At 74.1% G+C, this 13,678-nt stretch carries 14 protein-coding genes; 4 read left to right on the top strand and 10 right to left on the bottom strand.

Features of this window, described 5'->3' with window-relative positions:
- Positions 1-14: 14 nt before the first annotated feature.
- Positions 15-1,175, top strand: coding sequence for an Mrp/NBP35 family ATP-binding protein (locus ACZ4U4_RS07885; RefSeq protein WP_467870147.1), 1,161 nt, complete (start codon positions 15-17; stop codon positions 1,173-1,175).
- Between the two features lie 75 nt (positions 1,176-1,250).
- Here the strand turns inward: ACZ4U4_RS07885 and ACZ4U4_RS07880 are convergent, their stop codons facing one another.
- From ACZ4U4_RS07880 to sigE, 5 genes are all read right to left on the bottom strand, one after another.
- On the bottom strand, positions 1,251-1,892 hold the full coding sequence (locus ACZ4U4_RS07880; RefSeq protein WP_467870144.1) for a hypothetical protein: 642 nt from the start codon (positions 1,890-1,892) through the stop codon (positions 1,251-1,253).
- Between the two features lie 179 nt (positions 1,893-2,071).
- Complete coding sequence (locus ACZ4U4_RS07875; protein ID WP_467870913.1) at positions 2,072-2,548, bottom strand: sec-independent translocase; 477 nt, start codon at positions 2,546-2,548, stop codon at positions 2,072-2,074.
- Between the two features lie 113 nt (positions 2,549-2,661).
- The gene (locus tag ACZ4U4_RS07870; RefSeq protein ID WP_467870142.1) at positions 2,662-4,449 is read right to left on the bottom strand and encodes a S1C family serine protease; all 1,788 of its coding nucleotides are present in this window, start codon (positions 4,447-4,449) and stop codon (positions 2,662-2,664) included.
- A gap of 1,010 nt (positions 4,450-5,459) precedes the next feature.
- Positions 5,460-6,353, bottom strand: a complete 894-nt coding sequence (locus ACZ4U4_RS07865; protein ID WP_467870139.1) for a zf-HC2 domain-containing protein — start codon at positions 6,351-6,353, stop codon at positions 5,460-5,462.
- On the bottom strand, positions 6,350-7,117 hold the full coding sequence (gene sigE, locus ACZ4U4_RS07860) for an RNA polymerase sigma factor SigE (RefSeq protein WP_467870136.1): 768 nt from the start codon (positions 7,115-7,117) through the stop codon (positions 6,350-6,352). Before sigE ends, ACZ4U4_RS07865 begins: the two co-directional genes overlap by 4 nt.
- A 165-nt stretch (positions 7,118-7,282) precedes the next feature.
- On the opposite strand from sigE, the gene ACZ4U4_RS07855 reads away from it, so the two are divergent.
- Positions 7,283-7,966, top strand: a complete 684-nt coding sequence (locus ACZ4U4_RS07855) for an O-methyltransferase (protein ID WP_467870133.1) — start codon at positions 7,283-7,285, stop codon at positions 7,964-7,966.
- A gap of 219 nt (positions 7,967-8,185) precedes the next feature.
- On the opposite strand, the gene ACZ4U4_RS07850 is transcribed toward ACZ4U4_RS07855, so the two are convergent.
- Complete coding sequence (locus ACZ4U4_RS07850) at positions 8,186-8,353, bottom strand: DUF3117 domain-containing protein (protein ID WP_003985072.1); 168 nt, start codon at positions 8,351-8,353, stop codon at positions 8,186-8,188.
- 333 nt (positions 8,354-8,686) lie between these two features.
- Here ACZ4U4_RS07850 and chcB point away from each other — a divergent pair, with 333 nt between their 5' ends.
- A complete protein-coding gene (gene chcB, locus ACZ4U4_RS07845; protein ID WP_467870131.1) occupies positions 8,687-9,487 on the top strand; it encodes a 2-cyclohexenylcarbonyl CoA isomerase in 801 nt (266 codons plus the stop codon).
- Positions 9,488-9,540: 53 nt separating this feature from the next.
- Here chcB and ACZ4U4_RS07840 read toward each other — a convergent pair whose 3' ends face one another.
- Together ACZ4U4_RS07840 and ACZ4U4_RS07835 are read right to left on the bottom strand one after the other, a co-directional pair.
- The gene (locus tag ACZ4U4_RS07840) at positions 9,541-10,152 is read right to left on the bottom strand and encodes a DNA-3-methyladenine glycosylase I (RefSeq protein WP_467870128.1); all 612 of its coding nucleotides are present in this window, start codon (positions 10,150-10,152) and stop codon (positions 9,541-9,543) included.
- On the bottom strand, positions 10,149-10,649 hold the full coding sequence (locus tag ACZ4U4_RS07835; protein ID WP_467870125.1) for a DivIVA domain-containing protein: 501 nt from the start codon (positions 10,647-10,649) through the stop codon (positions 10,149-10,151). The genes ACZ4U4_RS07840 and ACZ4U4_RS07835 overlap by 4 nt, the downstream gene beginning before the upstream one ends.
- Positions 10,650-10,810: 161 nt before the next feature.
- Between ACZ4U4_RS07835 and folP the strand changes: the two genes are divergently transcribed.
- Complete coding sequence (folP, locus tag ACZ4U4_RS07830; RefSeq protein ID WP_467870123.1) at positions 10,811-11,671, top strand: dihydropteroate synthase; 861 nt, start codon at positions 10,811-10,813, stop codon at positions 11,669-11,671.
- A gap of 43 nt (positions 11,672-11,714) precedes the next feature.
- Here the strand turns inward: folP and ACZ4U4_RS07825 are convergent, their stop codons facing one another.
- Positions 11,715-12,473 (bottom strand): LOG family protein, encoded by a 759-nt coding sequence (locus ACZ4U4_RS07825; RefSeq protein WP_467870120.1) that lies wholly within the window; start codon positions 12,471-12,473, stop codon positions 11,715-11,717.
- Positions 12,474-12,575: 102 nt separating this feature from the next.
- Positions 12,576-13,667, bottom strand: a complete 1,092-nt coding sequence (gene dapE / locus ACZ4U4_RS07820; RefSeq protein ID WP_467870118.1) for a succinyl-diaminopimelate desuccinylase — start codon at positions 13,665-13,667, stop codon at positions 12,576-12,578.
- Between the last annotated feature and the right edge of the window lie 11 nt (positions 13,668-13,678).

Here is a 13,678-nt window from a genome sequence, read left to right as displayed (position 1 = left end):
CGTAATATCGGGGCATGGCTACCGACACGCCCCCAGGCGCCGCACCGAGCGAGGACGCGATCCGCGACGCGCTCGCGACGGTGAACGACCCCGAGATCCACCGCCCGATCACCGAATTGGGGATGGTCAAATCGGTGGACATCGCGGCGGACGGTGCGGTGGCGGTCGTCGTCTACCTCACCGTCTCCGGCTGCCCGATGCGCGAGACGATCACCTCCAACGTCCGCGAAGCGGTCGCCCGCGTCGACGGCGTCACCGGCGTCAGCGTCGAGCTGGACGTGATGAGCGACGAGCAGCGCAAGGAGCTGGCGGCGGCGCTGCGCGGCACCACCGCCGAGCGCGAGGTGCCGTTCGCCAAGCCCGGTTCGCTGACCCGCGTCTACGCGGTCGCCTCCGGCAAGGGCGGCGTCGGCAAGTCGTCGGTGACGGTCAACCTCGCCGCGGCGATGGCGGCGGACGGCCTGAAGGTCGGTGTCGTGGACGCCGACATCTACGGCCACTCCGTCCCGCGGATGCTGGGCGCCGACGGCCGTCCCACCCAGGTCGAGAACATGATCATGCCGCCGTCGGCGCACGGCGTGAAGGTCATCTCGATCGGCATGTTCACGCCCGGCAACGCCCCGGTCGTCTGGCGCGGCCCGATGCTGCACCGCGCCCTCCAGCAGTTCCTCGCCGACGTCTACTGGGGCGACCTCGACGTCCTCCTCCTCGACCTGCCGCCCGGCACCGGCGACATCGCCATCTCCGTGGCGCAGCTCGTCCCCAACGCCGAGATCCTGGTCGTCACCACGCCCCAGCAGGCGGCGGCCGAGGTCGCCGAGCGGGCCGGGTCGATCGCGGTGCAGACCCACCAGAAGATCGTCGGCGTGGTCGAGAACATGTCCGGGCTGCCCTGCCCGCACTGCGACGAGATGGTCGACGTCTTCGGCACCGGCGGCGGCGAGCGGGTCGCCGAGGGCCTGACGAAGACGACCGGCGCGCAGGTGCCGGTGCTCGGCTCCATCCCGATCGACGTCCGGCTGCGCGAGGGCGGCGACGAGGGCAAGCCGGTGGTGCTGAGCGACCCCGACTCCCCCGCGGGCGCCGCGATCCGCGCCATCGCCGGCAAGCTCGGCGGCCGGCAGCGCGGCCTCCAGGGCATGTCGCTGGGGATCACCCCGCGCAACAAGTTCTGACCCGCGGCGGGCCGCCCGCCGCACCGCCGAGGGGCGGACCGGAAACCTCCGGTCCGCCCCTCGGCGCAGCTGTGCTCAGCCCTCGTACGCGGCGAGGTCCTCGATCACCCCGAAGCCGAGGCCGTACGCGCTCATCCCCCGGCCGTACGCGCCGAGGTGCACCCCGTCCCCGCCGCCCGCCGACCCGGCCAGCACCCAGCCGTACGCGGACTCGCGGTAGCGGAACGGGGTCGGCTCGCCGTCGACCGGCAGCAGCAGTTCGCTCCAGCCCTCGCCGTCGAGGTCGTCCGCCAGCTCCCAGGCGAGCGCGGTCTGCTGGTCCAGCCAGTCCTGGCGCAGCGCACGGTCCATCGTCGTCGGCCAGGTGTGGGCGAGCAGCCCGGAGCCGGCCAGCCAGGCGGCGGTCGAGACGGAGGTGGCGTCCAGCACGCCGGTGCCGTCGCCGCTGCGCCGCACCGGGCGCCCGGCGACCGTCACCACGACGGTGAACCGTTCGTCCTTGGGCGTCTCGGTCTTTATCGTCGGCTCCTCGCCGTGCCCGGTCGCGCCGTGTTCGACGGTGCCGTCGGCGGCGGCGCCGACCCGCATCAGCCAGCGCGGCCCGGTGAACGCCTCATCGAGGCCGTACCAGGGGAAGGCCGCCAGCAGATAGCCGTCGACCTTCCGCCCCGCGTCGGCCGTATCCGACTGGGCCGTAGCCCGACTCACCGTCTCCATCTGCGCGGAGCCTCCTCGTTGCCCTGTGTCATGGGCGGCCCGCCCCCCTCAGGCGTCCTCACCCCGGACACCGGGAGCATAGCCAGTGACCGGGCGGGACAGAGCGCAAGGGCGTGCCCACGGCATGCGACATCCGCCCGGTGGGCGAGCGTGCGCACGACCGGGCGGAGGAGGAGGGCTCAGGTGGCGTCGGTGTCGAAGGGCGGACGCTCGCCCGGGGCCAGACCGCCGGAGGGCTTCTTCGAGAGGTCGACACGGCCGCCGGACGCCGGTCCGCCGTCCTTGGAGAGGTTCAGCCGCCCGCCGCCGGAGGAGGCGTCGTCGTAGCTGCGGACCGCGTCGGTGACGTCGGCCATCTCCTGCTTGAGGTCGAACCCCTCGCGGATCTCCTGGAGGTCCTTCAGTCCGTACTCGTCCTTCTCCAGGACGTGCTTGCGGACGAAGTTCTTCGGGCGCAGGTCGTCGAACTCGAAGTCCTTGAACTCCGGGCCCAGCTCGCTGCGGATGTCCTCCTTGGCACTGTCCGAGAACGCCCGGACCTTGCGGATGAAGCCCATCACGTCCTGGATGACCTTGGGGAGCTTGTCCGGGCCGAAGATGAGCACGCCGAGGATGACGAGAGCCACCAGCTCCAGGGGTCCTATGTCGAAGAACACCTTCAGCTCCTTGGTTGTCCGCAGCCGCTCATGGGCCCGGGGCCAGGCCACCCCTCACGGTACCTGGCCCCGCGCATCCCACGGGAGTCACCCGCGCCAACACCGTGCAAATCTCAGCCGGTGCTCGACGATCCGAGCGTGAGGTGGACGGTACGGTCCTTGCCGCCGCGGCGCACGGTCAGCGTCAGCGCGTCGCCCGGCCGGTGGCTGCGGATCTTGACGATCAGCTCGTCGCCGCTGTGGACGGGGGCGCCGTCCAGCCGGGTGATGACGTCCCCGCCCTTGATCCCGGCCTTGGCGCCGGGGCCGCCCGGGGTGACCGGGTTCCGGCCGTCCTTGGAGACGCCGCTGACCCGCGCGCCGTCGCCCGGGTACTCCATCTCCAGCGTGACGCCGATGACCGGGTGGGTGGCCCGGCCGGTGTTGATCAGCTCCTCGGCGACCCGTTTGGCCTGGTTGATCGGTATGGCGAAGCCCAGCCCTATGCTGCCGCCCTGGGTGGCGCCGTCGGGGCTTGCGCCGTCGGCCGCGCGGATGGCGCTGTTGATCCCGATCACCCGGCCCTCGCCGTCGACCAGCGGCCCGCCGGAGTTGCCCGGGTTGATCGGCGCGTCCGTCTGCAGCGCGTCCACGTAGGACACATCGCTGCCGTCGCCCTTCTCGCCGCCCGCCGTGATGGGCCGCTGCTTGGCGCTGATGATCCCGGCGGTGACGGTGTTGGCCAGGTCGTACGGTGCGCCGATGGCCACCACCGGGTCGCCGACGCGGACCGCGTCGGAGTTGCCGAGGGCGAGCGGGTGCAGCCCGGAGACGTTGTCGACCTGGACGACGGCGAGGTCGTAGCCGCTGTCCCGGCCCACCACGCGTGCCTTGGCGGTCTGCCCGCCGCTGAACGTCACCGAGATCTCGCCGCCGTCCCCGGCGGGCTCCACGACGTGGTTGTTGGTGAGGATGCGGCCCCGCCGGTCGAGGACGAAGCCGGTACCGGTGCCCTGCTCGGCGTTGCCCCGGACATGGAGCGTGACGACGCCGGGCAGCGCGGCCTGCGCGATCCCGGCGACGCTGTGCGGATCGCGGGGCGCGGGCGCCTCGTCGGCCTGCGGCAGGATGATGTCACCGGGCCCGCCGTGGCGTTCGACGTACACGCCGACGGCGCCGCCCACACCCCCGACGAGCAGCGCCAACACCACTGCACCGATGACGAGCGGACCGCGCCGGGCGCGCCGGGCCGGCGGCTGTACGGCCGGAGCGTGCTGCCCCGGCGGGCTCCACGGGTCGTACTGCTGCCAGGCGCCGCCCGGGTGCGCCGGGACGAGGCGGCCGTGGTCCCCGGACCCGTCGGGGTGCGGAACGGGCCGCTCGGGCGGCAGCGGTGCATCCGCCACCGGCAGCGCGGCGGTACGCGCCACCGCGGACCGCGGACCGCCGTCACCGGGCCGCGGCACGAACCCGCCGCCGTCTGTACCGTTCCCGCCCTGCGGATACGGCTGCGGGGCCACCGGCCGCTCGGCGGGGAGCGGCTGGTCGGCATAGGGGGCCTGCGGCGGCAGCGGCGGCGCGGCGGAGCCGTAGGCGGGCGCCGTACCGGGCTGCGGCGGCAACTGGGTGCCGTGCGCCGGGGTGGTCACCGGCCGCTGCACCGGCGGCGCGGGCGCCCACGGCCCGGGGTCGCCGTACGGCGGCGTGCCGTAGGGGTCCTTGGGATGACGCGGCCCCTCGGGAACGCCGGACGCCCCGGCCACCGGCGCGGGCGCCGCCTCGGCCGCGCCCTTGGTGAGCTGAAGCGTCGCGGGCTCGGCGGACGCCTCGGCCGGCGCCGCCTCGGCCGGGGCCGTCGCCACGGGGGCTGCGGCCGGGAGCGGCGCGGCGGCATCGGCCACTGCGGGGGCTGCCGCTGCCATGGGTGCGGGAGCTTCCGCCGCAGGAGCCCCAACGGCAGGTGTCGTCACCGACGCACGCGTGGCCGCCAGCGGCTCCGGCGGGGGCCACTCGTCGTCGGACACCGGCTGAGCTCTGGACGGGACGACCGGCTGCGGACCGGCGGGAGCCACACCCGCGGGCTGCGGACCGGCGGAAGCGGAAGCCTCGGGCTGCGGACCGGCGGAAGCAGGTGCCTCGGGCTGCGGACCAGAAGCAGGCGCCGCGGGCTGCGGGCCAGCGGAAGCAGGTACCTCGGGCTGCGGACTGGGAGAAGCAGGCGCCTCGGGCTGCGCCCCCGCGGAGGCCGGACCAGCAGGCTGCGGCACCGCGGGGGTGACCGGCTGCGGACCCGCGGCAGCCGCGCCCGCGGGCTGCGGCTCGGACGGCACCATCGCGGGTTGCGGACCGCCCGGGGCCGAAGCACCGGGTTGGGCTCCGGCCGCGGCACCGGACTGCGAGCCCCCCGCACCGGAGGCGACCGGCTGCGAGCCCACCTCACCGACCGGCAGCGGCTGCGGACCGGCGGCAGCCGGAGCCCCGGGCCGAGCCCCGTTCGCGACGCCCGGCTGCGGACCGGCGGAAGCCGGGACGCCGGGCTGCGGACCGGCGGCAGCCGGAACGCCCGGCTGCGGACCGGCGGAAGCCGGGACGCCGGGCTGCGGACCGGCGGCAGCCGGAACGCCCGGCTGCGGGCCCGTACCCGCCTCCGGCGGTGCGCCCGCGGCGGCGGGGACCGGCGGGGGCACGGCGCCGCCCTCGGCGGTCACCGGCTGGGGACCCGGTCCGGGGTGGGGCTGCGGGTCGGGGGTGCGCCCCGGCCGGCTCCACCACTTCAGCTTCGGCCCGGTGTCCGTACCGTCGTCCATGCTCTCCCCACCATTCGCCCGCACACCCGCGGGCCACCGCCACCTCGTGGACCGTGCGTGTGTCGAGCACACGCACCGCCCCGCAGCGATTCAACCAGTTCCCGGTGACAGAGCGCAGGCGGCGGTCAGCGCGGAGCAGCGGCAGGCGGGTGGAGAGCGGGGGTGGGAGGCACCGCGGAGCCGACCAGCGGGCGGAGCTCCCCGGCGACGGGGGTGTACAGGCCCGGGGCGCGGGCGGTGCCGGCGGTCGGCGGGGTCGGCTGCCCGGCGCCGTCCTGATCGGGCGGGGCTATCAGCGGACCGAACCGGCCGCCGGACGGTATCCGTACCGGGGGCGAGGGCGGCGGGGCGGCGGGGCCGTACAGGCCGGTGGGCCCGGGCGTCACGGAGGCGACCGGACCGGCTACGCCGCCGGAGGTCAGCAGTCCGGCGTCGCGGAGCGGGTTGCTGCCGGCGACCGGGGTGGCGCTGAGCGGGACGACGGAGGTGCCGGTGCCGTCCTGACGGCTCGGCGGGTCGATCGCGGCCTCCAACGGGAGGGTGCCGCCCAGCGCGAGGGCGGCCAGCGAGACGGCTCCGGCCGCGGCGAACGCGAACCGGCGGCGCGGCGCCGCCGGGCGCTCCCGCTCGCTCTCATGGATACGGAAGCCCCGCTGCCGGGGCGCGCGGAGCTCGCCCGGGTGCGCGCCGGAGGAGGGCTGGTAGCCGAAGCCGCCGCCGTCCACGTCGAACTCGGCGCGTCCGAAGGCGCCCAGGCCGCCGCCGGGGCCGTCCGGATCTCCTCCGGGCAGCCCCTGCAACCGCGCCAACAGCCCCTCCGAGGGGCCGGGTGGCGCGGTCTGCGCGAAGACGCTCTTGAGCCGACGCTGGGCGTCGGCCTCCGCCTTGCACCGTCCGCAGGTCGCCAGGTGCGCGAGCACCCGCTCCCGCGCGTCATGTCCCAACTCGCCGTCGACCAGGGCTGCGAGGCGGTCACCGAGATGCTGCTCGGCGGGGGAAGCACCGCCAGTGGGGCTCACGCGATTCCGACCTCCCCGGTGGACACCGCGGCCAGCGCCCGCTGCTCGCGCTCCTCGGCCCGCACCTGCGGGGAGCGGTGCTTGAGCGCCTTGCGCAGATGCGAGCGGCCGCGGTGGATCCGGCTGCGGACCGTGCCGAGCTTCACGCCGAGCGTCGCGGCGATCTCCTCGTACGACAGGCCCTCGATGTCACACAGGACGACGGCGGCGCGGAACTCCGGCGCCAGGGTGTCCAGCGCGTGCTGTACGTCGGCGTCGAAGTGGGTGTCGTTGAAGTGCTGCTGCGGCGACGGCTCGCGGCTGGGCAGCCGCTCGGCGGCGTCGTCGCCCAGCGCGTCGAAGCGGATGCGCTGGCGGCGGCGGACCATGTCCAGGAAGAGGTTGGTGGTGATCCGGTGCAGCCAGCCCTCGAACGTGCCCGGCGTGTACGTCGAGAGCGAACGGAAGACCCGGACGAAGACTTCCTGGGTCAGGTCCTCGGCGTCGTGCTGATTGCCGGTGAGGCGGTAGGCGAGGCGGTAGACCCGGGCGCTGTGGGTGCTGACGATCTCCTCCCAGCTGGGGGGAGTCCACGCCTGCGCATCCGCGTCTGAGGCGAAGGTCGCGGTAGGAGCGGAGTGGTGGGTGCGGAGACGGTCAGCGGTGTCGGTCACGGATTTCGGCTCGGCGAACGGCCGTCGTAGGCGTCTGCGCCCTCGGCGGTCACCCGTCGCAGCCGCACCTCCCCTGGTGGCTCTGGTGGTGTCCAGTAGAGCCCCTACCATATCCACCTCGCCCGTTAGCTCCGGATAAGCAGTTTTGACCTGCATTTGGTCCTGCTTCTGTGTGCGCTCCGCGTCTCCGTCGGTCTTCACCCGCGCATCCCCCCTGTCCCCCGTTAACGCCCGGTCCCATCTGCGGGTTCCCGCACGCAGCGGATACAGTCACCGTTGCGTCAACTACGGGGACAGGAGAGGGCCATTACCGGCAACCGGCAGACGGGCCTGGCATTCGCCGAGGCGTACGGCGCCGGGACCATCGACGACGCCACCGACATCGCCCTGCGCTGGTCCCGTACCTGCGCCCGCGACGCCGGAATCCCCACGGTGTCGACCGCCACCGGAGCCGCCCTGCGAATGCTCGCCGCCACCGCCGGCGCCAAGGCCATCGCCGAGATCGGCACCGGCACGGGCGTGTCGGGCATCTACCTCCTGCACGGCATGCGGCCGGACGGCGTGCTCACCACCGTCGATCTCGAACCGCAGCGGCAGACCTTCGCCAAGCAGGCGTTCCGCGAGGCGGGCTTCGCCGGGAACCGCGCGCGGTTCATCCCGGGCCGGGCGCTGGACGTGCTGCCGCGCCTCGCCGACGGCGGCTACGACCTGGTGTTCTGCGACGGCGATCTGGCGGAGTGCACCGACTATCTCGCGGAGGCGCTGCGGCTGCTGCGCCCGGGCGGGCTGGTCTGCTTCGCGGGTGTCTTCGCCGACGGCCGCACCGTCGACTCCGGCGAGCAGCCCGACGAGGTGCTGCGCCTGCGCGAACTGCTGCGCGCCGTCCGGGACAGCTCCGCGCTCGTCCCGTCGCTGCTGCCGGTCGGCGACGGTCTGCTGTGCGCGGTCAAACGCGGCTGACCCGCCCTTGCACCGGGCCGCCCGACCGCCCGCGCCCGCCCCGGGGCGCACCGTCACCGCTGATCCACGCCCCGCCGCCCGTACGATCGGCCGGCCGCCCCCGTACGACGAAAGGCCCCGGCGGGGAGCGCACGAGGCGCGCCCGCCGGGGCCTTGATCATCGGCTGGGGGTACCAGGGGTCAGCGCCCCGGGGAACCGCAGCAGTTCGGGCCGCCCTCTCAGACGGTGACCTTCTCCAGGGCCTCACCCAGGGCCTTTGCTTCGTCGGGTGTCAGCTCGACGACGAGTCGCCCGCCGCCTTCGAGCGGAACGCGCATGACGATGCCCCGCCCCTCCTTGGTCACCTCGAGCGGGCCGTCACCCGTCCGCGGCTTCATGGCCGCCATGCTCGTTCCCCTTCCTGAAACCAGCTCATCCTCAGCCGACCGCCGACGGCCGCATCTCGGCACGCGTCACCGGCATCGAACACATTGCTTCCAGGCCATTATCCCGCATCGAACGACCCGATGACCAACATCGGACAGCTTCCCTTCGGCAACGCGCTCCCCCAAACCGCCGCAATTCGGTGAGTGGCCTGCGATACTGCGCCACCCTGCGCACCTCGGGTAGCCCCCATTCTTTGACGTACGTCACATGCCGGGGGCCGATGATCTCCGGCATCCTGAGCGCTGACCGCCCCCGAAGGGCGGCGCCACCCGCGACGGAGGGACCCTTAACTCATGGCCGACAGCGTGCTCTACGACGTCACCGACGGACTCGCCACGATCACCCTCAACCGGCCCGACGCGATGAATGCCCTGAACATCGACGCGAAGGTGGCGCTCCGGGACCGGCTGCGGGACGCGGCGGCCGATCCCGCCGTCCGCGCCGTCCTGCTGACCGCCACCGGCCGCGCGTTCTGCGTCGGCCAGGACCTCAAGGAGCACATCGGGCTGCTCGCCGCGGACCGGGAGAGCGGCGACGGCGCCACCATGAGCACCGTGCGGGAGCACTACAACCCCATCGTCACCGCGATCGCCGGGATGCCGAAGCCGGTGGTGGCGGGCGTCAACGGCGTCGCGGCGGGCGCGGGCTTCGGCTTCGCCCTCGCCGCCGACCACCGCATCGTCGCCGACTCGGCGTCCTTCAACACCTCCTTCGCCGGGGTCGCGCTCACCGCCGACTCCGGGGTGTCCTGGACGCTGCCGCGCGTCGTCGGCCCCGGGCGCGCCGCCGACCTGCTGCTCTTCCCGCGCAGCATCGATGCGCAGCAGGCGTACGCGCTGGGCATCGCGAGCGAGGTGGTGCCCGCCGCGGAGCTGGCCGACCGGGCGGCGGCCGTCGCCCGCAAGCTCGCCGCCGGGCCGACCCTCGCCTACGCCGCGCTCAAGGAGTCGCTGGCCTTCGGCGCCGGGCACACGCTGGCCGAGGCGCTCGCCAAGGAGGAGGAGCTCCAGGCGCGGGCCGGTGCCTCCGAGGACCACCACATCGCCGTCGAGGCGTTCGTGAAGAAGGAGAAGCCGGTCTACCTCGGGCGCTGACCCGGGCGCGCCGCCCGGCCCGTCCCGGGCGGCGGGCGGGGCGGCCCCGGGGCTCAGCCCGTGGCCGCCGCCCGCTCCGTCGCCTCCCGGGCGTGGCAGTCGGCGAGGTGGTCGTTGACCAGGCCGCACGCCTGCATCAGCGCGTAGGCGGTGGTCGGGCCGACGAAGCGGAAGCCGCGCTTCTTGAGGTCCTTGGCGAGCGCCGTGGACTCCGGGGTGACCGGCAGGATGTCGGCGACGGTGCGCGGCGCCGCCCGCCCGGCCCGCTCGGGCGCATACGACCAGATCAGGTCGTCCAGCTCGCCGGGGGCCAGCTCGGCGGCGAGGCGGGCGTTGCCGAGGGTCGCGGCGATCTTGGCGCGATTGCGGATGATGCCGGGGTCGGCGAGGAGCCGCTCGGCGTCGGCGTCGGTGAAGCGGGCGACCTCGGCGATCCGGAATCCGGCGAAGGCGGCGCGGAACGCCTCGCGGCGGCGGAGGATCGTGATCCAGGAGAGCCCGGACTGGAACGCCTCCAGGCACATCCGCTCGAAGAGCGCGTCGTCACCGTGGACCGGGCGGCCCCACTCGGTGTCGTGGTACGCCCGGTAATCGGCCATCTTCTCGGACTCCATGCCCCAGGGGCAGCGCGGGACGCCGTCCGGGGCGCTCACCACACCCGTCATGACCGGCCCTCCGACTCCGGCGCCGCGGTGGCGCCACCGCGCGCACCCGGCTCCTCGCCGTCCGGCCGCGGCTGCTCCGGCGCCCGCACCGGCCGACCGCTTCCGTCGGCCTCCTCCGCCTGGCCGGAGTCCCGGTCCTCGGCGGGCGCCTCGTCCGTGGGCCCCTCGTCGCCCCGGATCAGGCCCGGCGCGCCCATGGAGGCGGCGTGGAAGCCGGCCAGTGCGGCCTCCAGTTCGGCGATCCGGGCGTCCCGCTCGGCGAGTTCGGCGCCGATGCGGTCGAGGGCGTCGTCGACGTCGTTCATGCGGTAGCCGCGGGCGGTGACCGCGAAGCGTACGGCGTCGATGTCGGCGCGGGTCAGCGGGCGTTCCTGGGGCAGCGGGTCGTACAGCTGCTCCGGCTCGGCGTCGCGCAGCCCGCCGCGCTCGCCGCCGACGACGACAAGAGTGACCACGGCGACCACCACGACCATGGCGATCAGCAGAAACCAGAACACGACCAACTCCCCGGAAGATGCACCTGCCCCGATCGTGCCATGCGGGGGTGACAGTCACCGTCCTTGCCGGCGGCGGCGCCGGAGGGGCCGGGCACCGTGGCGCCGCTGCCCGTCGCGGCGAGGACGTAAGGTCGCTGCCGGACCACCGAGAAGGAGTGAGAATGCTGCGGCTGGGGAATCGCGAGTTCGACGCGCACGAGCCGGTGATCATGGCGATCGTGAACCGGACCCCGGACTCCTTCTACGACCAGGGGGCGACGTTCCAGGACGAGGCGGCGCTCACCCGGGTCGAGCAGGCCGTCGCCGAGGGCGCCGCGATCATCGACATCGGCGGCGTCAAGGCCGGTCCCGGCGAGGAGGTCACCGCCGAGGAGGAGGCGCGGCGCACCGTCGGCTTCGTCGCGGAGGTGCGGCGACGCCACCCGGACGTGATCATCAGCGTCGACACCTGGCGGCATGACGTCGGCGAGGCGGTCTGCGAGGCCGGTGCCGATGTCCTCAACGACGCCTGGGGCGGGGTCGATCCGAAGCTCGCGGAGGTCGCCGCCCGGTACGGCGCGGGCCTGGTCTGCACCCACGCCGGGGGCGCCGAACCGCGCACCCGTCCGCACCGGGTCGCGTACGACGACGTGATGGCCGACATCCTGCGCGTCACGCTGGGCCTGGCGGAGCGCGCCGTGGAGCTGGGTGTCCGGCGCGACGGGATCATGATCGACCCGGGGCACGACTTCGGGAAGAACACCCGGCACAGCCTGGAGGCGACCCGGCGGCTGGGCGAGATGACGGAGACAGGGTGGCCAGTACTGGTCTCACTCTCCAACAAGGACTTCGTCGGCGAGACCCTCGACCGGCCGGTCAAGGAGCGCGTCCTCGGCACCCTCGCGACCACCGCCGTCTCCGCCTGGCTGGGGGCGCAGGTCTACCGCGTCCACGAGGTCGCCGAGACCCGGCAGGTGCTGGAGATGGTCGCCTCCATCGCCGGGCACCGGGCACCGGCGGTCGCCCGGCGCGGGCTGGCCTGACCGGCCCGGGCGGGGCCGCACCCCGGCGGCCCCGCGGGCGGCGTCACCGCACGCCCGGTCCGACTTCCTTCGTCACCAGCGCGACCGCTTCCTCCACGTCGTCGCTGAGGTGGAACAGCTCCAGGTCGCGCGGGGACGCCTTGCCCTCGGCGATCAGCGTCTCGCGCACCCAGTCGACCAGTCCGCTCCAGTAGGCGGTGCCGAAGAGGACGATCGGGAAGCGGGTGACCTTCCGGGTCTGGACGAGGGTGAGCGCCTCGAACAGCTCGTCCAGGGTGCCGAGCCCGCCGGGCAGGACGACGAAGCCGCGGGCGTACTTCACAAAGCAGGTCTTCCGGACGAAGAAGTACCGGAAATCGACCCCGAGGTTCACATATTCGTTCATGCCCTGCTCGAAGGGGAGCTCGATGCCGAGGCCCACGGAGGTGCCGCCGGCCTCGCGGGCGCCGCGGTTGGCCGCCTCCATGGCGCCGGGGCCGCCGCCGGTGATCACCGAGAAGCCGGCCTCCACCAGCGCCCGGCCGAGCTTCACGCCGGTCGCGTACTCGGCGGAGTCGCGGGAGGTGCGCGCGGAGCCGAAGACACTGACCGCGGGGCCGAGTTCGGCGAGTGCGCCGAAGCCCTCGACGAACTCCGCCTGGATGCGCATCACCCGCCACGGATCGGTGTGCACCCAGTCCGAGGAGCCCTCGGAGTCCAGCAGCCGCTGGTCCGTGGTGCTGTGCTGCACCTGGTCGTGACGGCGCAGTACGGGACCCAGCCGCTGCTCCTCGGGGGCCGCTGCTCCTTCGGGACTGGCCATGTCGTGCTCCCTCCGCTGACAGATCGTTGCGGCTTCAGCGTAGATCCCGCGGCGGGCGGCGCGGACCGGTGTGCCGCCCGGTCCGGCGCCGCCCGGGCCGCGTCAGCTGGTCAGCCAGGCGCGCAGCCGCTCCTCGCAGTGGCCGATGCGCTCGGCGAGGACGCGCTCGTCGCGCTTGTGGGCGAGCAGCGGGTTGCCGGGGCCGTAGTTCACCGCGGGGACGCCGAGGGCGCTGAAGCGGGAGACGTCGGTCCAGCCGAACTTGGGGCGCGCGGTGCCGCCGACGGCGTCCATGAACGCCTTGGCCGCCGGGTGGGAGAGGCCCGGCAGGGCGCCCGGGGAGTGGTCGTCGACGATGAACTCGTCCACCGGGCAGTCCGCGAAGACCTCCCGGACGTGCGCCAGCGCCTCTTCGGGGGTGCGGTCCGGGGCGTAGCGGAAGTTCACGGTGACGGTGCAGGCGTCCGGGATGACGTTGTTGGCGACGCCGCCCTCGACCCGGACGGCGTTGAGGCCCTCGCGGTACTCCAGACCGTCGATCATGGCGCGGCGCGGCTGGTACGCGGCGAGCTTGCCCAGGATCGGGGCGGCGGCGTGGATCGCGTTGGCGCCCATCCAGCTGCGGGCGGAGTGGGCGCGCTCACCGGTGGTGCGCAGCAGGACGCGGAGCGTGCCCTGGCAGCCGCCCTCGACCTCGCCGTCGGAGGACTCCAGCAGGACGGCGAAGTCGCCGGCGAGCCAGTCCGGGTGGGCGTCGGCGACGTGGCCGAGGCCGTTGAGGTGGGCGGCGACCTCTTCCTGGTCGTAGAAGACGAAGGTGAGGTCGCGGTTGGGCTCGGGGACGGTGGCGGCGACCCGGAGCTGGACGGCGACACCGGACTTCATGTCGCAGGAGCCGCAGCCCCACAGGTAGCCCTCGTCGTCGAGGCGGGAGGGGACGTTGTCGGCGATCGGCACGGTGTCGAGGTGACCGGCGAGCACCACCCGCTCGGCGCGGCCCAGCTGCGTGCGGGCGACGATGTTGTTGCCGTAGCGGTCGACCGTGAGGTGGTCCAGCGCGCGCAGGGCCTGCTCGACGGCGTCGGCGAGGTCCTTCTCGTTGCCGCTCTCGGACGGGAAGTCGACGAGCCGCGCGGTCAGCTCCGCGGCGTCGAGCGAGAGGTCGAGGGCGGGGTGGTCTGTGGAGCGGTCCATATCGTCAACCC

This window comes from Streptomyces sp. NPDC029159 (assembly GCF_055564055.1).
Note: the sequence above shows the minus strand (reverse complement) of the source record. Positions and strands in the feature narration are given on the sequence as shown.